The organism is Leucobacter fengyongliangi (assembly GCF_050971685.1).
Taxonomy (GTDB): Bacteria; Actinomycetota; Actinomycetes; order Actinomycetales; family Microbacteriaceae; genus Leucobacter.
The window spans coordinates 145,129-166,353 of record NZ_JBPCEU010000001.1 but is presented as its reverse complement, the minus strand read 5'-3'; the positions used below and the strand labels follow the sequence as shown (position 1 = coordinate 166,353).

The window sequence follows — 21,225 nt, the reverse complement described above, 5'->3', positions numbered from 1 at the left end:
GATGACCGACACCGACAACGCACTTGTGGCCAAGCATCTGGTCGACAAGCGACGCCGTCGCCGCGCCCTCGAGCAGACCGTGTCGCCGCTGCCCAACGAGACACGCGTCATCACGGTGTCAAACCAGAAAGGCGGCGTCGGCAAGACAACGACGACCGTCAACCTGGCGTCGGCACTCGCGCGACGCGGTGCCAATGTGCTGGTGATTGACCTTGACCCGCAGGGAAACGCCTCCACCGCGTTGGGGGTGATGCATCGCCCCGAGGTTACGAGCGTGTATGACGTGCTCCTTGGCGAGGAAGACATTCAAGCGGCAATTCAGCCGACCACCGATCATGAGCGACTGTTCTGCGTCCCCTCAACAATTAACTTGGCTGGCGCGGAAATCGAGCTGGTGTCGCTCGTCGCTCGAGAGCAGCGTCTGCGCACCGCGCTGGAGAGCTTTCTGCGCGAATCTGAGACGCACTTTCACTATGTATTCATCGATTGCCCTCCCTCACTTGGTCTGTTGACCGTGAACGCGTTTGTGGCCGCAAGCGAGGTACTGATCCCCATTCAGTGCGAGTATTACGCGCTCGAGGGGTTAAGTCAGTTGCTCGGGAACATCAAGTTGATTCAGAAGCACCTGAACCCCGGGCTGCAGGTCTCGACGATCCTGTTGACGATGTATGACGCACGAACGAATCTTGCCCAGGAGGTCGCACAGGAGGTGCGCACCCACTTCCCCACCGAGACGCTCACTGCTGTAGTGCCGCGCTCGGTGCGCATCTCAGAAGCGCCCAGCTACGGCCAGACAGTGCACGCCTATGACGCGGGGTCGATTGGCGCAATTGCCTACCTGGAGGCAGCTGCCGAGATTGCCGAGCGCAGCGCTGACCCTCTCACGATCGAAGGAGCCTGACCATGGCCACCAAGAAGCGCAGCGGGCTGGGGCGCGGCATCGGAGCCCTCATTCCACAGAGCACGAGCGAGGGCGAACGCCCCGTAGACGTGTTTTTTCCGGCGGATCGCAGTTCTGATGAGCAGGCGATTGCAGCAAAAGTGCATGCCGAGATGGAGACAGTAGACTCTGGGCTTCGTCAGGTGCCGGGTGCGACACTCACCAGCCTTGACCTCGCCGACATTGTGCCGAACCGGGCGCAACCCCGCACCGAGTTCGACGACGAAGCTCTCGAGGAACTTACCCACTCCATCCGGGAGTTCGGGGTCTTTCAACCGGTGGTCGTGCGTGCTATTGAACCCACTCCCCCCGAGGGCGAGCCACACTACGAGCTCATCATGGGTGAGCGTCGGTTCCGGGCGAGCCAGCGGGCCGGGCGTGAGACAATCCCGGCGATCATCCGCAGCACCGCCGACGAGCACATGTTGCGCGACGCGTTGCTCGAGAACCTGCACCGCGCGCAACTGAACCCGCTTGAAGAAGCCTCGGCTTACCAGCAATTGCTCAGCGATTTTGGCATCACCCAGGAGCAACTGGCGACTCGCATCGGCCGCTCCCGTCCGCAGATTTCCAATACCATTCGTCTCCTCCGCCTGCCCGAGCCCGTGCAGGCGCGTGTGGCGGCGGGAGTGCTCACCGCTGGCCACGCCCGAGCGATTCTGTCGCTTGATGGCGACGCGGCATCGATGCAGCGGCTCGCCGACAAAATTGTGAATGAGGGGCTGTCAGTTCGGGCCGCCGAAGCCGTGGCCGGTGAAACGCCGAAGCAGAAGCGCCCGCGGGCGCGCCCGGGCGGGGTGCAGGCGCAGCTGGGTGAGATCGCCGAGCGCCTGGGAGACCGCTTCGACACACGCGTGTCAATCAAGCTGGGTGCCAAGAAGGGACAGGTACTCATCGACTTCGCGACGATCGCAGATCTCAAGCGCATTCTCGAGGAACTGGGTGACCCGGGTTTTAACTAACGGATTGCTGTCTCGGAATGAGAATGTGGAGGGTCTCCCCGATCTCAATCTCGACCCCGTAAGTGGGAATGTGAAAAGGCACCCACGCAGGAAAAACAACACAGCGCCCGTCCCGTAAATCGCGGAATCCGGGCGCTGTACTGTTCGCTGCGCGTGCGTCTTTAGATGATGCCCGCGAGGTGCTCCTCGAGCACGGTCTTGGGTACGGCACCGATGATCTCTCGTACTTCTTCGCCGCCCTTGAAGACCTTCATGGCGGGAATCGAGGTGATGCGGTACTTTGCGGCCAGCCCCGGATTCTCGTCGACGTTCACCTTTGCAATGACGATCTTGCCGTCGTGCTCGGCGGCGATCTGCGCAAGCACGGGTGCAACCATGCGGCACGGGCCACACCACTCGGCCCAGAAATCCACGAGCACGGGGGTCTCGCTTTGCAGCACGACCTTATCGAAGGTCTGCTCTCCGACGATGATGGGTTCAGACATGTTGTCTCCTAACGAATCGTAATTAATCTTGTGCGGCGAGGAAATGCTCGGCGTCGAGGGCGGCGACCACACCGGAGCCCGCAGCGGTTGCGGCCTGCCGGTAGCTGGCATCAATGACGTCGCCAGCGGCGAAAACACCCTCGACCGAGGTCTTCGAGCTTCGTCCATCAACCGCAATGGTGCCGTCGGGCGTGAGTTCGAGCTGATCATGCACCAGGTGTGTGCGGGGGTCATTCCCGACCGCGATGAACAAACCGTCGAGCGTGAGCTCCGACTCCTCACCACTCACCGTGTTGCGCAGGGTGATGCCTGTGACCTCGGTCTCGCCGCGAATCGCTGCGACCTCGGAGTTCCAGACGAACTCAATCTTCGCGTTGTCGAAGGCACGCTGCTGCATGATCTTCGAGGCCTTGAGCTCTTCTCGGCGGTGGATCACGTAGACCTTCGCGGCGAAGCGGGTGAGGAAGGTCGCCTCCTCCATCGCGGAATCGCCCCCGCCAACTACGGCGATGGTCTTCTCACGGAAGAAGAACCCGTCGCACGTCGCGCACCAGGAGATGCCGTGACCGCTGAGCTTCTCCTCCTCGGGAAGCCCAAGCTTCCGATAGGCGGATCCCGTCGCGAAGATGACCGCCTTCGCCTCGTGCACGGTACCGTCGCTCGTGGTGACCTTCTTTACGTCGCCCGAGAGATCAAGCGCCGTGACATCGTCGTACACAACTTTGGTGCCGAATTTTTCGGCCTGCGCCTGAATCTTTTCCATCAGTTCCGGGCCCTGAATGCCTTCGGGGAAGCCGGGAAAGTTCTCGACGTCCGTCGTGTTCATCAGTTCGCCGCCCGGCTCGACCGAGCTGGCAAACAGCAACGGCTCAAGCCCTGCGCGCGCCGCATAAATGCCCGCCGTCAGGCCCGCCGGGCCACTGCCGATAATGATGATCTGGTGCATTCTGCTCCTCGCACGCGATGTGTGGATCACGGCCCGCGGCCGCCTCTGGGTGATACAACCAATCCTAGGCATGCATCATTCCCTGGGCAGGTGAATTTCGGGGGAACGACCCGACGCTTGTGTGCGGTCTTTCGCGTCGGCGGCTTTGGCCGCAGCATCGGCCGGGGTGGCGCGCTCGCGGCGACGGAGACTCCTCCAGATACCAAAACCGAGAAGCAAGAGCGCAATTGTCGAAAGTGATGTCAGCAGAATGGTCTCGTAAGAGCTACGAATCGTGAGCTTCAGCACACGCTCGGCGAACGCCTGCTCACCAGCTACATCAGTGAGCTCGACTCGGAGCCCTGATTCCCCCGAAGACACCCGCGTATTGACACCGACGAGCACCACATGATTCCCCTCGGCGCCTACCAGCTGATCTGGAAATGCGCGCGCAGGAATTGCGATACCTGCAGAGGTTGGTGCGACCTTGAGAGTCACCCGCGCATCAAACGGCAGGGCATTGTGCAGGGTCACTGGCACCCGGGAGGAGGTGCCGACCAGCTGTGTGTTTTCGGTTCCGACGATCTGCACCCCGGTCAGGAGCTCCGCGTCGCGCGCGCGAATGCGATCGTCGATAACGTCAAAATCCACGTCGGCGTTGGCGTACCGCGTAGCAAATGCCTCGAGAAGTCGCACACGCTGGTACTCCAAGAGGTACTGCGGGCGAGTGAGGAGGGGGGCTAGTTCGTCAATCTCATCGGATCGTCCGATTGTGGCACGAAGGAATTCGCGGCGCTGTTCGAGCGTTTCTCCCGAGCGGATCATGCCGGTGCCCACGGGTTGCAAGGTCTCGGGCACGGAGTCCACCCAGCCGAGGCCCAGCACGGAGGTCAGGAATTCCGCCGGATCTTCCGAGTCGGCAAGGGCACCGCGATCCACTGCGAGTACGAGGCCCGGGGAACCCTGCAGCGCCTCGAGCGCGAGGCGGGAGGCCAGACTGGCGATCCCGGCCGCACGCTCGGAGGGGCTGTTGCCGGCGAGGGTGCGCCGGGATGACTCGGAAAGGCTCGCGTCCGCCACCAGCGCCGAGAAATCGCCAATGGGCACGCGGGTGCCGGTCGCGTCCGCGACGCTCCCCGAGTCGAGCACGACCCTGGAGATCCCCCCATTGCGGAGAAGGTCGAGCGTCGCGGTGTCGACCCCGCCGGCAGCCGGCCATGCGCCGGGAATCGCCCGGGGCAGGGCTGACAGCTCGTCTATGCTCGGGGCAGAGACGGCCCCGTCAAACGCGGAGTTTCCCCCGATCTGAGCCGAATCAGCCGGCGGGGAACCGCCCTCGCTCGGCGCGGTGTCGTCGCCCTCGCTCGTGTCGGTGGTCGAATCAGACCCGGGTGCTTCCTCGGTGCCTGTCTCAGCGGACGAGCCGCGAAGGAGGTAACTGAGCCCAAGCGGCTGGAGCAGCTGCTCGAGACCAAGGGCGGCCTGCGCAGCCGGGTCCGCATCGGCAAACTGCAGCATGAACAGTGGTTGAGCGGAGGCTTCCAGTCGGTCGAGGAGATCGCGGGCCGATGCCGGGGCATCCTCCCCGAGCACCCGAGTGCCAGCCACGATGCGGGGATCCACCGCCAGCGTGGCCCCGGCGCGCTCGGCCTCATCGAGCAGACTCGTGAGTCTGGGCGCGATCTCCCGGAGCTGCTCTGCGGAGGGCATGGTGCGTACGCTTCCCGGAAGTGTGAACGGCACAACCAGAGTCACCGGAACGCGAGTTTCGGTGCCGGAATCTTGCCAGACAAAGGGGGTCGCCTCTGAGACAAGCAGTGGATCGGCCCGCGTCTCGAGGGGCTCGGTGCTGGGCAGGCGCAACTCGACGTGCACCGTGTAGACGCCCCGCTGGCTCAACGGATTGAGTGGAAAGAACTCGCGAGGCACGGTGAGGGTAAGGGTCTGCTCACCCCCGCTCGCGGTGGCGCTCACGGCTGATCGAGCGATCTGGGTGACCTGCGCGCTGGGCTCGCCCGAGGTGAGCTGCGCCGCGGATTCGAGTCGTTCTGGGTGAAGCAGCAGCCGGAGCTCGCCAGCGGAAATCGCATCCTGCCCGGTATTGCGGAGGAGAACAGTGAATTGGTAGTCCTCCTCACCTGTATCGAACACCGGCAGGGCCGGAGCCACGACGAGCTCTGCGGTGACCGCGGTGGTCTCGGATTCGGTTCCAGTTCCACTGGCACCCGCCGCTGTCGATGCGGCGAGCGTGAGCACGGCAGTGAGGAGCGCGGCAGTGCACGCGCGGGCGAGCGACCGGCGCGAAGCGAGGCGACGGCGCGGACGCTGGCGCGGCGCACGTGACATAGGGCAAGTGTAGGGCGACCAGGCTGCCGGTACCCTGGAGGGATGCGTCCTATTGCCGAATCGATGGCGGCCCTGCGCTCCATCGCCGATTCCCCGCCGGTGCGCACCCTCTCGGAGGCGTTCGCCGCGGCCGGCCACGAGTTTGCGCTGGTCGGTGGTCCGGTGCGTGATGCGATGCTGGGCCGTGCGGTCACTGATCTCGACTTCACCACCTCGGCCCGGCCCGATGAGACTCGTGCGATTGTCGACGCGCTGACGAAGCAGGTCTGGGACGTGGGGCGTGACTTTGGCACGATTGCCGCCAAAGTTCACGGCGAGACTGTCGAGATCACCACGTATCGTGCGGAGATCTACCGCGACGACTCCCGCAAACCCGAGGTGAACTTCGGCGACACCATCGAGGCGGATCTGGTGCGGCGCGATTTCACGATTAACGCATTGGCGCTCATGCTGCCCTCAATGCGGCTCGTGGATGTGGCGGGCGGCCTCGAAGACTTGCTCGCGGGGCGGATCGTGACCCCGGGCAGCGCCGAATCTTCGTTCACTGACGACCCGTTGCGCATGCTGCGTGCCGCGCGGTTCTCGGCTCAGCTCGGCTTCGAGGTTGCGCCGGAGACGCAGGCTGCGATGGCGGAGTATGGCCCCCGACTCGAGATCATCTCGGCCGAGCGCGTGCGAGACGAACTCGTCAAGCTGCTCGCCACCGATGATCCGGTGCCGGGCATTCGTCTGCTGGTTGACACGGGTCTCGCCGGGCGATTTTTGCCTGAGCTCACCGCGCTGGTTGCCACTCAAGACGACCACGGGCGGCACAAAGATGTCTACGAGCACAGCCTCACCGTTTTGAGACAGGCGATCGAGCTAGAACTCGAACGGAGGGGCGAGGGCGTTCACTCCCCCGACCTGGTGCTGCGCCTTGCGGCACTGCTACACGACATCGGCAAGCCGATGACCCGTCGCTTCGAACGCGGCGGGGTGACCTTTCATCATCACGACGTGGTGGGGGCGAAGCTTGCCAAGAAGCGACTGCGCGCCCTCCGCTTCGACAATGACACGATCGCACAGGTCGCCCGACTCGTCGAGCTGCACCTGCGTTTCTTCGGGTACAGCGATCAACAGTGGACGGATTCGGCCGTGCGGCGCTACGTGCGCGATGCCGGCGACGTGCTGCCGCAGCTGCACATCCTCACCCGCGCCGATGTGACTACCCGCAACCGGCGCAAGGCGGAGCGGCTCGAGCACGCCTATGACGACATCGAACACCGCATCGAAGAACTCATGGCGGCCGAGGAGCTTGCCTCGGTGCGGCCGGAGCTCGATGGCGAGCAAATTATGCGGTTGCTCGGCATCGGACCGGGGCCGCTCGTGGGTCAGGCCTACCGCCACATGCTCGAGGTGCGGCTCGACGAAGGGCCAATCGGCGAGGAACTCGCCACGGAGCGATTGCTCGCCTGGTACGAGACAGTGAGGAAATAGTGGATCAGGATCCCACCACATGGTTCGACGGCACCGGGCGGGTGCTGTTCGTTCACGCACACCCTGATGATGAGACGATCGCTACGGGCGGCACGCTCGCGGCACTCGCGGAGGCGGGTGCTGAGCCCGGACTGGTGACGCTCACTCGAGGAGGGCGCGGCGAGGTCACACCTGGTCCGTTTGCTGCGCTCGCTGGCACTGCCCAGCTGGCGGCCCACCGAGAGACCGAGCTCGCCGCGGCCCTCTTCATGCTGGGGGTGGATCGCCACGCGTTCCTGGGCACTCCCCCGGCGCGCGCTGCGGGGCTGGGGCCACGCGTGTACGCCGATTCGGGCATGATGTGGGGCGCCGACGGACTCGCCACGGCCTCCCCCGATGCCGCAGCTGATGCGCTCACCCGGGCGAGCGCCATCGAACCATTGAATGACCTCCTCGCACTCGCCGCCAACTGGGAGGCGGAGGCGATCGTGAGTTATGACGCCATCGGCGGGTATGGCCACCCCGATCACGTGTTCGCGCATCGGCTCGCGCGCGCCGTGGCCCACGGACTCGATCTCCCCTATTGGGAGATCGTGACCGATCGGTCGAATGCTGGCGCCGGAGGCGCCGATCCACACGTGAGTGAAGTGGGTGAAGCGGGTGAGCCCGCCGAGGACACCGTCGCGTATGACGTGAGCCCTTGGATTGAGCGCAAGACTGCGGCGCTGCGATCGCATGCCACGCAGCTCACCGTTGACGGCGATGCCATCGTGCACGTGGGAGGCCAGCGACAGCCGATCGACGTAATCGAGCGATTCCGCAGGCTCCCCCGGCTCGGGTGACATCCATCGGTCGATTTTGGGGCCGCAAGCTGTTAGGCTGTACAGGTTGTCTGCCTACCGTGCGATCTGCGCGGAGGCCGAAAACAGTGCATCAATACCCTCCTGTCACAGAAATCCTGTGGCCGTATAGTCCGAAGGAGGTGGGTCAATAATGCATACGTACGAACTCATGGTGATCCTCGATCCCGGCATTGACGAGCGCACCGTAGCTCCGAGCATCGACAAGTTCCTCGGCGTCATCCGCAACGCGGGCGGCGACATTGAGAAGGTCGATATCTGGGGCAAGCGCCGCCTGGCCTACGAAATCAAGAAGCAGTCCGAGGGCATCTATGTCGTCGTGAACTTCACCGCAAGCCCCGAGGCAACCGCCGAGCTTGACCGTCAGCTGGGTCTCTCCGAGGCCGTGCTGCGTACCAAGGTGCTGCGCGCCGACGAGCTCATTGCTCAGCGTGCCGCCCAGAGCTCGCGCGATCTGGCGAAGGCCGCACGCGCCGCGAAGCTGGGCGCATAGCTCATGGCCGGCGAGACAGTGATCACGGTGGTCGGAAACCTGACCGCCGATCCCGAGTTGCGGTTCACCAATAGCGGTGTCGCACTCGCGTCGTTCACGATCGCGTCGACTCCTCGCACCTTCGATCGTCAGTCCAACGAGTGGAAGGACGGCGAAGCGCTGTTCCTTCGCTGCACGGTCTGGCGCGAATACGCGGAGAACGTGGCGAACTCGCTGACCAAGGGTGCTCGTGTCATCGCTCGCGGAAACCTCCGTCAGCGCGGATACGAGACGAAAGAGGGCGAAAAGCGCACCTCTTACGAGCTCGATGTCGACGAAATCGGCCCCTCGCTTCGCTACGCCACCGCTCAGATCGCGCGCACACAGTCGCGTGGCCAGGGTGGCGGCTTCAGCGGAGGCGGCGGACAGCAGCAGCCCGCAGGTCAGCCCGAATGGGGCCAGCCAGCGGCGCAGCAGTCGAACGACAACCCCTGGGGTAACACAGGGCAGGGCGGGGCAGCGAGCAGTTTCGGCTCGGGCTTCGACGACGAGCAGCCTTTCTAAACACTTCCGCCCCGTCGGGGCAGTTCACGAAAAGAGATCAATATGGCAGGCAAGCAGGGCGGCGCGAGTCGCAAGCCGAGCCGCGGGAAGAACGCAAAGGTTCTCGCTCCCGCGAAGAAGCAGACCGTTGGCGTCATCGACTACAAAGATGTCGCGACGCTGCGCAAGTTCATTTCTGAGCGCGGAAAGATTCGCGCGCGTCGGATAACCGGCGTTTCTGTTCAAGAGCAGCGACTCATTGCAAAGGCAGTTAAGAATGCCCGCGAGATGGCGCTTCTCCCCTATGCCGGTTCCGGCCGCTAAGGAGGCGCATCATGGCGAAGGTGATTCTTACAAACGAGGTTTTGGGTCTCGGTTCCGCGGGTGACGTGGTCGAGGTCAAAAACGGTTACGCACGCAACTATCTGGTTCCCCAGGGATACGGCGTGCACTGGAGCCGCGGTGGCGAAGCCCAGGTGGCTCAGATCCGCGCGGCTCGCGATGCGCGTGCGCACGCTTCGGTCGAAGATGCTCAGGCATTGAAGGCGAAGCTGCAGGGCGGCAAGATCCGTCTGTTCGCGAAGAGTGGCGCAGAGGGTCGCTTGTTCGGCTCGATCAAGCCAGCCGCTGTTGCGGCCGCGGTGTCGGAATCCGGTATTGGTGAGATCGACAAGCGGAAGATCACACTTCCGACGATCAAGTCGACCGGTGAGTACGTCGCGACGATTCACCTGCATGAGGGTGTCGACGCCGAGGTGACCCTGCAGGTCATCGCTCAGCGTTAGTTCTCGCACACACCCACAGCGGGGTGATCGCCTTCACGGGCTGATCACCCCGCTTTCGTTGTTCATGTGGAGGACATCTGTGCGGAGGATTGGTGCCTTCGTGTGAAATCGGACGCTGTGTGAAATTGGGTGTTGACAAGTCGGCAAATCGTCTGTACTTTTCCACAACTGCGACAGGTAGCGAAGCTTCAAGTTGCACATGAGACTTGGATAACTCCACAGCTGTGCGAAAGCGAAACCCCAGTTCAGAGCGGCAATTCTTCTTGCATCGGGAATAGTTTCCACAGGCTGTCCACAGACCTGTGGACAAAACACGACGAAATCAGACAAGTTATGCACCAAGTTATACACAGGGTTACCCAGGCCGCGTTTGGTGGAATCGACGCCACCCCCTACGGTGAATGTCGGTAGCTCGGTGTCTGATGGGTGAACACCACGAGAGCGAACCGAGCGCGGTTCGCAGGACGTAATCGCAGAAAGAGGATCGAGTGTCGATCGCACATCTCGGGTTTCCCGAAGCCCCCGCCGACTATGGTGATGAGCCACGTTCGTACGAACGCACGCCACCGTACGACCTGTTGGCAGAGCAGAGCGTGCTCGGCGGAATGCTGCTTTCCAAAGACGCGGTGGCCGACGTGTACGGCATGCTCCGCGGGGTCGACTTCTACGTGCCCAAGCACGAGGTCATCTACGACGCGATCCTTGAGCTCTATTCGCGCGGCGAGCCCACTGATGCGATTACCGTCACCGACCAGCTCACCAAGAGCGGCGACCTGCAGCGCGCCGGCGGGGCGGAGTACCTGTACACGGTGACCAGCGTGGTGCCGACCGCCGCGAACGCGAGCTTCTACGCCGACATCGTCGGCGAGAAGGCGCTGCTTCGTCGCCTGGTCGAGGCCGGTACGCGTATTGCGCAGATGGGTTACGCGGCCGAGGGCGAGGCGATCGACCTCGTGAACAACGCGCAGGCAGAGATCTACTCGGTGACCGGAGCCGACAAGGCCGAAGACTACGTGCCGCTCTCGCTCGCAGTCGAAGCCGCGGTGCACGAGATCGAAAAAGCCCAGATGGCTGACGGCGGCATGATGGGCGTGCCCACCGGCTTCGCCGAGCTCGACGAAAAGACGAACGGGTTCGCCGGGGGGCAGATGATCATCATCGCCGCACGGCCCGCCATGGGTAAGTCCACGCTCGCGCTTGACGTTGCCCGCTCGGGCGCGATCCACCACAATCAAACCACGGTGTTTTTCTCGCTCGAAATGGGTCGCGCCGAGATCGCGATGCGCTTGCTTTCCGCCGAGGCGACGATACCGCTGCAGAAGTTGCGCAAGGGCGAACTCGATCAGCGCGACTTTCAGAAGCTGGCGGCCACTCAGGCTCGGATCAACGAGGCCCCACTCTTTATCGACGACAGCCCGAACCTGACCCTGGTCGAGATTCGAGCGAAGTGTCGCCGGCTCAAGCAACGCCACAATCTCAAGATGGTGGTCATCGACTATCTGCAGCTGCTCTCCTCGGGCAAGAAGGTAGAGAGCCGTCAGCAGGAGGTGAGCGAGTTCTCGCGTGCGTTGAAGCTGCTCTCGAAAGAGCTCGAGGTGCCGGTCATCGCGCTGTCACAGCTCAACCGTGCTTCCGAGCAACGTGCCGACAAGATGCCAGCGATCAGCGACCTCCGTGAGTCAGGCTCACTCGAGCAGGACGCCGACATGGTGATTCTGCTGCATCGCGAGTCGACGTATGAGAAAGACAACCCGCGCGCGGGGGAGGCCGACCTGATTCTCGCGAAGCAGCGTAACGGACCGACGGGCACCGTGACGGTGGCATTCCAGGGTCATTACTCGCGGTTCCAAGACATGCCGAGTGGGCACTAGCTGCAGGCAAGCTCTCGAGTCGGCGTACACCGTTCACTCGGGATGCGCTGAGGAGCGAGCGATAGACTGAAGCCAGGCTGAGAGAAGGGCTGAGCGTCATGACGACAGCGATACACGATTCGTCGCGCTCAGGAAACCCCGAAAGTCGAGACCTGCGTCGGGCGCGACTGCTGCGAGCAGTGGTGCTACTCGTGGCGGGCATCGTCATCGCGTTCACAGCGACTATGCACAGCGACCCGGCGTTTGATCGTTGGGTGCTGTGTGCGAGCCTGCTCGCCATCGGCATCACGACCATCATTGAGTTTTTCGCGGTTCGCGCGACGCCGGCAAGTTGGCTCGTTGCCGCGCGCGCGACGCTCGCGCTCGTTGCCGCCGCCGCCATCTTGGTGTCGAGCAGTGCCTTCGACACCTCCCTAGTGCTCGCAGTCTGGGCAGCCACCTCCGTGATCATCGCGGTGGTGCGCGTCACCCAAGGATCACAGGCACGGGGAGTCGCCTTTCCGTCCGCGATCCTCAGCGGAGCACTCGCCGTGCTCGTCCTTGTGTTCCGCGATGACCTCATCGCCGTGATCGGTTTCTTCGGTGCCTACGCCATCGTCCGGGGAGTCTTCCTCGGCATCTCGGCGTTTGACACGCGGGGCACGACCACCGTCGATCCTGCAGAAACCGCGCCCGGCGACGACGCGTTCGCGCCCGCCAACTAACACTCACCGACCCGAAAGCACTTCATGACCGAGCTCACCCCGCCCGATGAACCACAGCGCGTGACCCCATCGCGTCGCGACCGGCTGCGCCCACTCGAGTTGGTGGGCTTTTCGGGTGTCCTGGCGATCTTTGCCGCTCTCGTCGTGTTGCTCGTGCTGCGCACACCTGAGGGAACACCCGACTTTGCGTTTGCCGGTATCGCCGCTGGTATCGCGTTCATTGTCGCGCTGATGGTGGTTGCGCTGATTGGACTCGGGGGGAAGCCCAGCGAGGAAGACGTGCAGGCCCGCAAGGATCTTCAGTCACCCGATAAGACCGAGAACTGGCACTAGCCTTCGTCTGTGTGAGCCGACCATTCCCGGCTCAGGTCGTTGCCGTGCTCCTGCGGCGAGCCCAGGCCCGTGAATCGCGGCTCGAGAGCGCAAGCAACACCAGGATGTCGAGCGCGAGCACTACGAGCGTCGTGCGGATGGTGATCTCTTCCCCCAGCGCGAAGTATCCGATCGCTGAGGTGGTGATGCTCAGCGTGAGCCCACACATCACGAGAATTCTCGCGGTGTTATTGCCACGCCAAATCAGCCAGGCAAGCAGGAAGAGCGCGATGATCCCCACACCGCTCACGCTTGAGACGAGCCAGCCTCCGAACTGAGCCTCCTCCGTGTCGAATCCTTCCTCTGCCACAATCTCTGGCCAAACCAGCAGGAAGGCACCGAGCCAAAGCAGACCGGCCAGCGCGCGGGTGAGAACGAATACGGCTCCCAGTACGGTGGTTGCCGGTCGTTTGGACGGAAACTCAGCGGAAGATTCGCGCTCAACAAGCACCAGGGCCGGCTCGATGGCTGCGCGCTTGCGTGGCTCAGTCACGATCCACACCCCGGATCGCTGCCTCGATCTGCACCTGGTGTGATCCACCCAGCTCGGCGGGAAGCGCTCGCAGGTCGAGGATCGGCAGGTCACCGTCGGTGCGGATGCTGTCGCCACCCCCGTTTCGCGAGTGATATCCAGTGGAGAAGTCGGGAAGGACCCGCAGTCGAGCGGCCTCATTGTGGGCCAGAACCGTGCCGACGATGTGATCGCGCTCAACATCGGTATCGGCATCGATCTTGTGGGTGATCTGCAGCGTAAAGAGCGAGAACCCCACCGCGCGGTCAAACGTGCCCGCCGCGAGCCAATCGACCCGCTCGCCCCCTGGCAGCAGCCACCCCTCGGGAGTGCGCCAGAACCGCACGTGGTGCCGCTTCGCGGGATTGCCCGTGACCTCTTGCTGGTAGGCGAAGTCTTGCATGCGGCCAAACAGGAACAGGGGACTCACGGGGGCCTCGTCGTAGCTGCGGCGGGTCACCGTCGAAGTGACGATGCGCAGCGACGAGCGCACAGTCACGGGGTCGGCCCGGGTCCAGGCCGCCGCGCGCAGTGCCTGATGCAACTGCTCTGCCTCGCCGAGGAGCGCGAGGTTGATGGGATCACCGAGCAACCCATCGCTCGTGCGGGTGCGGCCGATGAAATAGTCGGGCACGTAGATCGTGGTCAGTACCCGGTGAATGCGGGGGAGTACCAGGTAGGCGAGCAGCCCCCAGAACAGGATTGCAACGAGAATGCCCCACCAACCGATTTGGAAGGATTCGGTGAGCAGGAGCCACGCGAGCCACACCGCGGCGACGCCCGCGAAGATGAAGAAAAACTCATCGAGCACGGCCGTCAGTGAGACGCGGCTTCGTCGCGATCGCTGCTTTCCCCCGGTGCCCCCGCTCATACCCACATCGTAGACCGGTATGGCGAGACGAGGGTGCGGCATCGACGAAGCGAAACGTGCAGTCCCCGCGAGGTGCTAATCCCCGAGGAAATCAATCAGCTGCGCTGCCGAGCCCACGTAGGTGGCCGGGGTGAGGGCGAGCAGGCGCTGCTTCGCCTCATCGCCGATCTCGAGCCCCTGCACGAACTCCACGAGATCGGCCTGGCCGATCCGCCGCCCGCGGGTGAGATCTTTCAGTGCCGCGTACGGGTCTTCGATCGTGGATCGACCCGCCGTCACCTCGGCGCGTATCACCGTCTGAATTGCCTCGCCGAGCACCTCCCAGTTGCCATCGAGATCGGCAGCGAGCACCTCGGGTGCCGCGTCGATCTGCCCGAGGCCGCGCAGCACGTTGTCGAGGGCGAGCACCGAGTGCCCCAGCCCCACGCCGATGTTGCGCTGTGCGGAGGAATCGGTGAGGTCGCGCTGCCAGCGGCTCGTGACCAGCGTCGCGGCAAGCGAATCGAGGATCGCGTTCGAGAGCTCGAAGTTCGCCTCGGCGTTCTCGAAGCGGATCGGGTTTACCTTGTGCGGCATCGTAGACGAACCGGTTGCGCCCTCGACCGGAATCTGGCGGAAGTAGCCGATGGAGATGTAGCTCCAGATGTCGGTGGCGAGGTTGTGCAGGATGCGGTTCGCGTGGGCCACCCGGCCGTAGAGCTCGGCTTGCCAGTCGTGCGACTCGATCTGCGTGGTGAGCGGGTTCCAGTCGAGCCCCAGCCCCTCGACGAACTCGCGCGAGATGGCGGCCCAGTCGGCAGCGGGATCCGCCGCGAGGTGGGCGGCAAACGTGCCGGTCGCGCCAGAGAACTTGCCAAGGTACTCGATCCGCTCGATCTGCGCGACCTGGCGATTCAGGCGGTACACGAAGACCGCGAGTTCCTTGCCCAGGGTCGTGGGTGTCGCGGGCTGTCCGTGGGTGCGGCTCATCATGGGGAGCTCGCGGTACTGCTCGGCCTGGCGCTCAAGCTCGGCGATGACCGCCCGAAGCTTCGGCAGCCACACCTCGGCGATCGCCTGCTGAACGGTGAGTGCGTATGAGAGATTGTTGATGTCTTCGCTCGTGCAGCACACGTGGGTGAGCTCGGCGAGGTGGCCGAGGCCCTGCGCCTTCAGCTGGTCTCGCACCAGGTATTCGATAGCCTTGACGTCGTGCTGGGTGCGCGCCTCGGTCTCGGCAAGCTGGTCGATCTCGGTCTGCCCGAAGTTCGCGGCCCACGCGCGCAGCGCCTCGAGATCTGAGTCGCCGAGCGGGGTCGCTCCCAGCAGGGAGTGGCTGGTGAGGTACGCGAGCCACTCGACCTCGACGTGCACGCGCGCCTTGTTCAGCCCCGCCTCCGAGAGGAAGTCGCCGAGCCCTTCGACCGCCTTGCGGTACCGTCCGTCGAGCGGGCTGAGCGGCTGTGGGGGCAGTACGGTCATGTGCGGGTCTCCGATGCGTCGAGGGTGGATCGCGGTCCACTCTCTATTCTCGCACTTCGGCGCGGTGCGCCACTCTCGGCCGGACTAGACCTCGCCGCGCTTCGGCTTGCCGGTGCCGAGCAGGCCGTTCAGGATCCCAGAAATGATGGAGAGCACCAGAGCTGCGAGCACGCCCCACCAGAAACCCTCAACCCACAGGCCGAAGCCGAGCAGCCCCGAGATCCAGGCGACGACCCAAATGAGGAACCCGTTGATGATGAGGCCGAACAGCCCCAGCGTCAGGATGCGGATCGGGATCGAGACGAATCTCACCACCCGGCCGAGGGTGCCGTTTACGAGGCCGAAGATGAGCGCGATGATGACGTAGGTCGCGATCACTCCCCAGTTGTCTTCGGCGAGGGGCACGATCCACACGCCGTGATCGCCGCTGCCGCCCACAATCAGCGTGGTGAGCCACAGCGCGAATGCGCCGACCAGAATTCGCATGACAGATCTCATGCATCAAGTCTCGCACCGTCAGCACGGCTCCGGCCAGAATTTCGCCGATCCTGCATATATCCGCCCACGGAAAAGTGTGGTTACTACACTGGGTCAGGATGAGTCAGACACCTACCCTCGCGTTCGACATGGTGGATCCCGAACCGATCCGCTTCCTTGACGACGACGGGCGTTACGCCCCGTCCGAGTCCGCCGCCGCGTACGCCGATGAGCTCGCGCAGGTCGGCGAGGCCGAGTTTCGGCAGTGGTACCGCGACATGGTCGCCACCCGAGCGTTCGACACCGAGTGCACGCACCTGCAGCGCCAGGGGCAGCTCGCGCTCTGGGTGCCGAGCGTCGGGCAGGAAGGCTGCCAGGTCGGGCTCGTTCACGCGACGCAGCCGCAAGACCACATCTTTCCGGCGTACCGCGAGCACCTGGTGGCCCGGGTGCGCGGGGTCAGCCTCACGAGCGTCGCGGCGCAGTTTCGCGGCCTCACGCACGGCGGGTGGGATGTCACCGACCCGAAGAACGGTAATTTCCACCTTTATACCCTGGTGCTTGGCGCGCAGACCCAGCATGCGACCGGCATGGCCCTCGCACAAGTGCTCGACGCGAAGCGACGCGCGGCCGACACGACCCTCGATCCGGGCGAGGCGGGCACCTCGACCGGCGAGGCCACGATGGTCTTCTACGGCGACGGCACCTCCAGCCAGGGTGATGCCAACGAGTCGATGATCTTTGCCGCCAGCTACCAGACCCCCGAGGTCTTCGTGGTGCAGAACAACCAGTGGGCGATTTCGGTGCCGGTCGCCCGGCAGAGCCGCACCCCGCTCTACCGCCGGGCGCTGGGATTCGGTCTGCGCAGCGTGCAGATCGACGGCAACGATCCGCTCGCGGCCTTCGCGGTGGGCAGCCGGTTCCTGCGGGAGGCGCGCACGGGCGGCGGCCCGGGCTACATCGAGGCCCTGACCTACCGCATCGGTGCACACACCACGAGTGACGACCCCACTCGCTATCGGGATGACGCCGAGCTTGCGGCATGGCAAAAGCGCGATCCGATCCACCGCTTTGAAAACTACCTGCGGGCCCTTGGTGTCGAGGAAGAATTCTTCGAGCGGGTGCGCGCGGAGTCTGAGGTCGAGGCGAAGCGTGTGCGCGACGAGATTTTGCACCTGCCCGCGCCCGAGCCCGACACCATGTTCGCCCACGTCTACAGGGAGCCCCACCCGCGCATTGACGAGCAGCGTGCCTGGCTCGAACAGTATGAGGCATCGTTTACCGAGGATACGAAGTAATGCTGACTGAACGAGAGACCCTGCCGATCGCCCGCGCGATCAATGAGGGCCTGCGCGCCGCAATGACGGCCGACGAGCGGGTGCTGCTGATGGGCGAAGACATCGGGCCCCTGGGCGGCGTGTTTCGCGTGACCGACGGGCTGCACCGGGAATTCGGATCCGCCCGGGTGCTCGACACCCCGCTCGCTGAATCGGGCATCGTGGGCAGCGCGATCGGCCTCGCCATGCGCGGTTACCGCCCCGTCATCGAGATCCAGTTCGAGGGCTTCATCTTCCCCGCGTTCAACCAGATCGTCTCGCAGCTCGCGAAGATCACGAGCCGCCACGATGGCAAGATTTCGATGCCCATTGTGATCCGCGTGCCCTACGGCGGCCACATCGGCGCGATCGAGCACCATCAGGAAAGCCCCGAGGCGTACTTCGCGCACACCCCGGGCTTGCGGGTGGTCTCGCCGTCGAACGCGCACGACGCGTTCTGGATGATTCAGCAGGCCATCCAGTCAAATGACCCCGTGCTCTTTTTCGAGCCGAAGGCGAAGTACTGGCAGAAGGGCGAGGTGGATCCCGCAGCCCCAGCTGCAGACCTGCACCGCACGCGCATCGCCCGCTCGGGCACCGACTGCACGGTGGTGGGCTTTGGTGCGATGGTGACGACCCTCTTGCAGGCCGCCGAGGTTGCGCAGGCTGAGGGCACAAGCCTCGAGGTGGTGGATCTGCGCAGCCTTTCTCCCATTGACTACGAGCCGCTGCTCGCCTCGGTGCGTAAGACGGGGCGCCTCGTGGTGGCGCAGGAGGCGTCGGCGAACGCGAGCCTCGGCAGCGAGATCGCAGCCTACGTGGGGGAGCACGCGTTCTACACGATGCAGGCACCCGTGCTGCGGGTGAGCGGATACGACGTGCCGTTCCCGCCGGCGAAGCTCGAGGGCCTGTTCCTCCCCGACGCGGATCGCGTGCTTGAGGCCGTCGACCGCACCATGAACTACTAGATCGTGACTGAGCCGAAGGAGCCCCGATGACTGAGCAGTCGTTCCCACTTCCCGATGTGGGCGAGGGTCTGACCGAGGCGGAGATCGTGACCTGGATGGTCGCACCCGGCGATACCGTCGAGCTGAACCAGGTGGTGTGTGAGATCGAAACCGCGAAGTCACTCGTTGAGTTGCCGTCGCCGTTTAGCGGGGTCGTGACACAACTGTTGGCCGAAATCGGGCAGACGGTGCCGGTGGGGGAGCCGATCATGCGGATCCGCACCTCGGGCGGTGTAGATGCCGATGAACCCGATGATTCGGCTGATCTCGCCGCGGATGCCGAGGCTGAAGCCGAGACGCACGATGTGGTCGCCGATGCCGCCGCGAGCGTGGAACGAGAAGGAAACGGCGCTGACGAAAGCGCTGGAGGTGCCGTGCTGGTCGGGTATGGTGCCGCCGGCGCGGTGAAGAGCCGGAGGCGCCGCGGAGGCGAGCCGCTTCTCAACGGTTCCCCGACGAAGCACGCGCCGCTGCCGGTAGCCGAGGCCTCTCCCGTGATTGCGAAGCCGCCGATCCGCAAGCTCGCGAAAGACCTCGGGGTGGATCTCACCCGGCTCACCGGTTCGGGCATCGCGGGAGAGATCCTGCGCGATGACGTGGTGCGCAACGCGAACGAGGCGAGCCTCTTCCGCAACATCGTGACTCCCGACGCACCCGCGGCGCGCGAGGAGCGGATCCCGCTGAAGGGGATGCGCAAGCTCACCGCCGAGGCGATGGTCGCGAGCGCGTTCGACGCGCCCCACGTGGGCGTGTTCACCGATGTCGACGCAACCCGCACGATGGAGTTCGTGAAGCGACTCAAGACATCGACCGACTTTGCGGGCACCAAGGTGTCACCGCTGTTGATCTTCGCGAAGGCAATGCTGTGGGCGATCCGCCGCAACCCGGAGATCAACTCGACCTTCACCGAGACCGAGATCATCCATCACCACTTCGTGAACCTCGGCATCGCGGCGACGACCCCACGTGGGCTCATCGTGCCGAACATCAAGGAGGCGCAAGACCTGAGCCTGCTTGAACTCGCGCAGGCGATCGAGAAGCTCACGATCACCGCGCGCGACGGTCGCACGAAGCCGGCAGACATGCAGAACGGCACGATCACCATCACGAACATCGGGGTATTCGGCATGGACTTCGGCACGCCGATTCTGAACCCCGGCGAGGTGGCGATCATGGCGATGGGCACGATCCGCCAGAAGCCGTGGGTGGTGGATGGCGAGGTGCGCCCGCGTATGGTGACGACGGTGGGTGGATCCTTCGACCACCGAGTCGTCGACGGTGATGTGATTTCGCGCTTTGTGGCAGACGTGGCCTCGGTACTGGAGGAGCCCGCGCTGCTGCTCGACTGAGTAATATCGGGGTTCTTCGAGGCCCGCTTGCCGCAAAGTAGAAATATATTTGAAAATTTCTCGGTATTTTCGCTTTTGGGGTGAAAAGGGGCTGTATCGTCGTACCTAGAGGACGCGGTGACGCGGACTGATCCCGCTCCCCATGAACGGCCACAAGCCACTGAACATGTACGGCCACAGGCCAAGCGACGTCCTCCCCAGTATTGACGGCGCTCTCTGAGTAGCGCTGTCTTCGTGTTGCCCTAAAGGAGAATCTCCGTGTCATCAGCGACTTCCCACGCCACTGCGACCAACGGCCTGTCGCAGGCCCAGACCATCACCCGAGAAGAGATCTTCACCGCGCACCTCGGTGGCAAGCTCAGCGTCGAACTGACGCAGCCGCTCGAGGATCGCCGCGACCTCTCGATCGCGTATACGCCCGGTGTCGCGCAGGTGAGCGCGGCCATCGCCGAAGATCCGGCTCTGGCCGAGTCGCACACCTGGGCCTCGCGCCTGGTTGCCGTCGTCTCAGACGGTACCGCGGTGCTCGGGCTCGGCAACATTGGGGCGAGCGCTTCGTTGCCCGTGATGGAGGGGAAGAGCGCCCTCTTCAAGCGCTTCGCAGGCCTGAACTCGATTCCGATCGTAATCAACACCACCGATGTTGATGAGATCGTAGAGACCATCGTGCGGATCTCGCCGAGCTTCGGCGCGGTCAACCTCGAAGACATTTCCGCACCGCGCTGCTTTGAGGTGGAGCGTCGGCTCATCGAGGCCCTCGACATGCCCGTCATGCACGATGACCAGCACGGCACCGCCGTCGTGGTGCTGGCCGCGCTCACCAACGCGGTGAAGGTCGTGGACAAGCAGCTGCGCGATCTTCGCATCGTTATCTCGGGAGCGGGATCCGCCGGTATCGCGGTCGCCGAGATTCTGCTCGCGGTCGGGGTCACCGACCTCATCGTGATCGATTCGAAGGGCACGCTGCACACCGAGCGCGACGACATCGAGCACATGAAGCTCGATATGGCGCAGCGCTCGAACCCTCGCGGGGTCTCCGGTGGTACGGAGGCCGCGTTGGCCGGTGCCGACGTGTTTATTGGGGTGTCCTCGTCGCAGGTGCCGGAGGCGCATATCGCCTCGATGGCGGAGGGCTCGATCGTGTTTGCACTCTCGAACCCGAACCCTGAGATCGCGCCTGACGTGGCGCAGAAGCACGCCGCGGTTGTCGCCACGGGCCGCAGCGACTTCCCGAACCAGATCAACAACGTGCTCGCATTTCCCGGTATCTTCCGCGGGTCGCTCGACGCGGGCGCGCGTCGCATCACCACCGAGATGAAGCTGGCGGCGGCGCAGGCGATCGCCGATCAGGTTCCGAACCCGGCGTTCGACGAGATCGTGCCGAATCCCTTCGCGCCCGGCGTGGCCGAGGCCGTCGCCCGCGCCGTGATGGGTGCGGTACAGCCCGGCGCGTAGCGCCAACTCCTCAGCACTTCACGACCTCAGCGCCCCGCGAGGTAGGGCGCAAGTGGCT

At 64.2% G+C, this 21,225-nt stretch carries 22 protein-coding genes; 15 read left to right on the top strand and 7 right to left on the bottom strand.

Annotated elements, in window-relative coordinates; translation table 11 throughout:
* Window position 1 precedes the first annotated feature (1 nt).
* Both ACR0R4_RS00730 and ACR0R4_RS00725 read left to right on the top strand, forming a co-directional pair.
* The gene (locus ACR0R4_RS00730) at window positions 2-901 is read left to right on the top strand and encodes a ParA family protein (protein WP_433645636.1); all 900 of its coding nucleotides are present in this window, start codon (window positions 2-4) and stop codon (window positions 899-901) included.
* Window positions 902-903: 2 nt separating this feature from the next.
* A complete protein-coding gene (locus ACR0R4_RS00725; RefSeq protein WP_433645408.1) occupies window positions 904-1,902 on the top strand; it encodes a ParB/RepB/Spo0J family partition protein in 999 nt (332 codons plus the stop codon).
* A gap of 161 nt (window positions 1,903-2,063) precedes the next feature.
* Here ACR0R4_RS00725 and trxA read toward each other — a convergent pair whose 3' ends face one another.
* The 3 genes from trxA to ACR0R4_RS00710 all read right to left on the bottom strand — a co-directional run bounded on the left by trxA (window position 2,064) and on the right by ACR0R4_RS00710 (window position 5,658).
* Window positions 2,064-2,387 (bottom strand): thioredoxin, encoded by a 324-nt coding sequence (gene trxA, locus ACR0R4_RS00720; protein ID WP_433645407.1) that lies wholly within the window; start codon window positions 2,385-2,387, stop codon window positions 2,064-2,066.
* Window positions 2,388-2,409: 22 nt separating this feature from the next.
* Window positions 2,410-3,333 (bottom strand): thioredoxin-disulfide reductase, encoded by a 924-nt coding sequence (trxB, locus tag ACR0R4_RS00715; RefSeq protein WP_433645406.1) that lies wholly within the window; start codon window positions 3,331-3,333, stop codon window positions 2,410-2,412.
* 75 nt (window positions 3,334-3,408) lie between these two features.
* A complete protein-coding gene (locus tag ACR0R4_RS00710) occupies window positions 3,409-5,658 on the bottom strand; it encodes a DUF6049 family protein (protein ID WP_433645405.1) in 2,250 nt (749 codons plus the stop codon).
* A 42-nt stretch (window positions 5,659-5,700) separates the two neighbouring features.
* Between ACR0R4_RS00710 and ACR0R4_RS00705 the strand changes: the two genes are divergently transcribed.
* From ACR0R4_RS00705 to ACR0R4_RS00665, 9 genes are all read left to right on the top strand, one after another.
* Window positions 5,701-7,134 (top strand): CCA tRNA nucleotidyltransferase, encoded by a 1,434-nt coding sequence (locus tag ACR0R4_RS00705; RefSeq protein WP_433645403.1) that lies wholly within the window; start codon window positions 5,701-5,703, stop codon window positions 7,132-7,134.
* The gene (locus tag ACR0R4_RS00700; RefSeq protein ID WP_433645402.1) at window positions 7,134-7,955 is read left to right on the top strand and encodes a PIG-L family deacetylase; all 822 of its coding nucleotides are present in this window, start codon (window positions 7,134-7,136) and stop codon (window positions 7,953-7,955) included. Before ACR0R4_RS00705 ends, ACR0R4_RS00700 begins: the two co-directional genes overlap by 1 nt.
* Before the next feature lie 151 nt (window positions 7,956-8,106).
* Window positions 8,107-8,466 (top strand): 30S ribosomal protein S6, encoded by a 360-nt coding sequence (rpsF, locus tag ACR0R4_RS00695; protein WP_433645401.1) that lies wholly within the window; start codon window positions 8,107-8,109, stop codon window positions 8,464-8,466.
* A gap of 3 nt (window positions 8,467-8,469) precedes the next feature.
* The gene (locus ACR0R4_RS00690; protein ID WP_433645400.1) at window positions 8,470-9,009 is read left to right on the top strand and encodes a single-stranded DNA-binding protein; all 540 of its coding nucleotides are present in this window, start codon (window positions 8,470-8,472) and stop codon (window positions 9,007-9,009) included.
* 42 nt (window positions 9,010-9,051) lie between these two features.
* The gene (gene rpsR, locus ACR0R4_RS00685) at window positions 9,052-9,312 is read left to right on the top strand and encodes a 30S ribosomal protein S18 (protein ID WP_433645399.1); all 261 of its coding nucleotides are present in this window, start codon (window positions 9,052-9,054) and stop codon (window positions 9,310-9,312) included.
* 11 nt (window positions 9,313-9,323) lie between these two features.
* Window positions 9,324-9,773, top strand: a complete 450-nt coding sequence (rplI, locus tag ACR0R4_RS00680) for a 50S ribosomal protein L9 (RefSeq protein WP_433645398.1) — start codon at window positions 9,324-9,326, stop codon at window positions 9,771-9,773.
* Window positions 9,774-10,261: 488 nt separating this feature from the next.
* On the top strand, window positions 10,262-11,644 hold the full coding sequence (gene dnaB / locus ACR0R4_RS00675) for a replicative DNA helicase (RefSeq protein ID WP_433645397.1): 1,383 nt from the start codon (window positions 10,262-10,264) through the stop codon (window positions 11,642-11,644).
* A 98-nt stretch (window positions 11,645-11,742) separates the two neighbouring features.
* Window positions 11,743-12,348 (top strand): hypothetical protein, encoded by a 606-nt coding sequence (locus ACR0R4_RS00670; RefSeq protein ID WP_433645395.1) that lies wholly within the window; start codon window positions 11,743-11,745, stop codon window positions 12,346-12,348.
* Between the two features lie 24 nt (window positions 12,349-12,372).
* Complete coding sequence (locus ACR0R4_RS00665; RefSeq protein WP_433645394.1) at window positions 12,373-12,681, top strand: ABC transporter ATP-binding protein; 309 nt, start codon at window positions 12,373-12,375, stop codon at window positions 12,679-12,681.
* 31 nt (window positions 12,682-12,712) lie between these two features.
* Here the strand turns inward: ACR0R4_RS00665 and ACR0R4_RS00660 are convergent, their stop codons facing one another.
* The 4 genes from ACR0R4_RS00660 to ACR0R4_RS00645 all read right to left on the bottom strand — a co-directional run bounded on the left by ACR0R4_RS00660 (window position 12,713) and on the right by ACR0R4_RS00645 (window position 16,061).
* Window positions 12,713-13,213 carry a hypothetical protein gene (locus tag ACR0R4_RS00660; protein ID WP_433645393.1) on the bottom strand — a complete coding sequence of 167 codons (501 nt, stop codon included), beginning with the start codon at window positions 13,211-13,213 and terminating at the stop codon, window positions 12,713-12,715.
* Window positions 13,206-14,102 carry an LssY C-terminal domain-containing protein gene (locus ACR0R4_RS00655; RefSeq protein WP_433645392.1) on the bottom strand — a complete coding sequence of 299 codons (897 nt, stop codon included), beginning with the start codon at window positions 14,100-14,102 and terminating at the stop codon, window positions 13,206-13,208. Before ACR0R4_RS00655 ends, ACR0R4_RS00660 begins: the two co-directional genes overlap by 8 nt.
* 75 nt (window positions 14,103-14,177) lie before the next feature.
* The gene (purB, locus tag ACR0R4_RS00650) at window positions 14,178-15,563 is read right to left on the bottom strand and encodes an adenylosuccinate lyase (protein WP_433645391.1); all 1,386 of its coding nucleotides are present in this window, start codon (window positions 15,561-15,563) and stop codon (window positions 14,178-14,180) included.
* Between the two features lie 84 nt (window positions 15,564-15,647).
* Window positions 15,648-16,061 (bottom strand): phage holin family protein, encoded by a 414-nt coding sequence (locus ACR0R4_RS00645; protein ID WP_433645390.1) that lies wholly within the window; start codon window positions 16,059-16,061, stop codon window positions 15,648-15,650.
* 98 nt (window positions 16,062-16,159) lie between these two features.
* On the opposite strand from ACR0R4_RS00645, the gene ACR0R4_RS00640 reads away from it, so the two are divergent.
* The 4 genes from ACR0R4_RS00640 to ACR0R4_RS00625 all read left to right on the top strand — a co-directional run bounded on the left by ACR0R4_RS00640 (window position 16,160) and on the right by ACR0R4_RS00625 (window position 21,167).
* Window positions 16,160-17,338, top strand: a complete 1,179-nt coding sequence (locus ACR0R4_RS00640; protein WP_433645389.1) for a thiamine pyrophosphate-dependent enzyme — start codon at window positions 16,160-16,162, stop codon at window positions 17,336-17,338.
* On the top strand, window positions 17,338-18,324 hold the full coding sequence (locus ACR0R4_RS00635; RefSeq protein WP_433645388.1) for an alpha-ketoacid dehydrogenase subunit beta: 987 nt from the start codon (window positions 17,338-17,340) through the stop codon (window positions 18,322-18,324). The genes ACR0R4_RS00640 and ACR0R4_RS00635 overlap by 1 nt, the downstream gene beginning before the upstream one ends.
* Before the next feature lie 26 nt (window positions 18,325-18,350).
* The gene (locus tag ACR0R4_RS00630) at window positions 18,351-19,712 is read left to right on the top strand and encodes a dihydrolipoamide acetyltransferase family protein (protein WP_433645387.1); all 1,362 of its coding nucleotides are present in this window, start codon (window positions 18,351-18,353) and stop codon (window positions 19,710-19,712) included.
* A gap of 258 nt (window positions 19,713-19,970) precedes the next feature.
* Window positions 19,971-21,167, top strand: coding sequence for an NAD(P)-dependent malic enzyme (locus ACR0R4_RS00625; protein WP_433645386.1), 1,197 nt, complete (start codon window positions 19,971-19,973; stop codon window positions 21,165-21,167).
* Window positions 21,168-21,225: the final 58 nt, after the last annotated feature.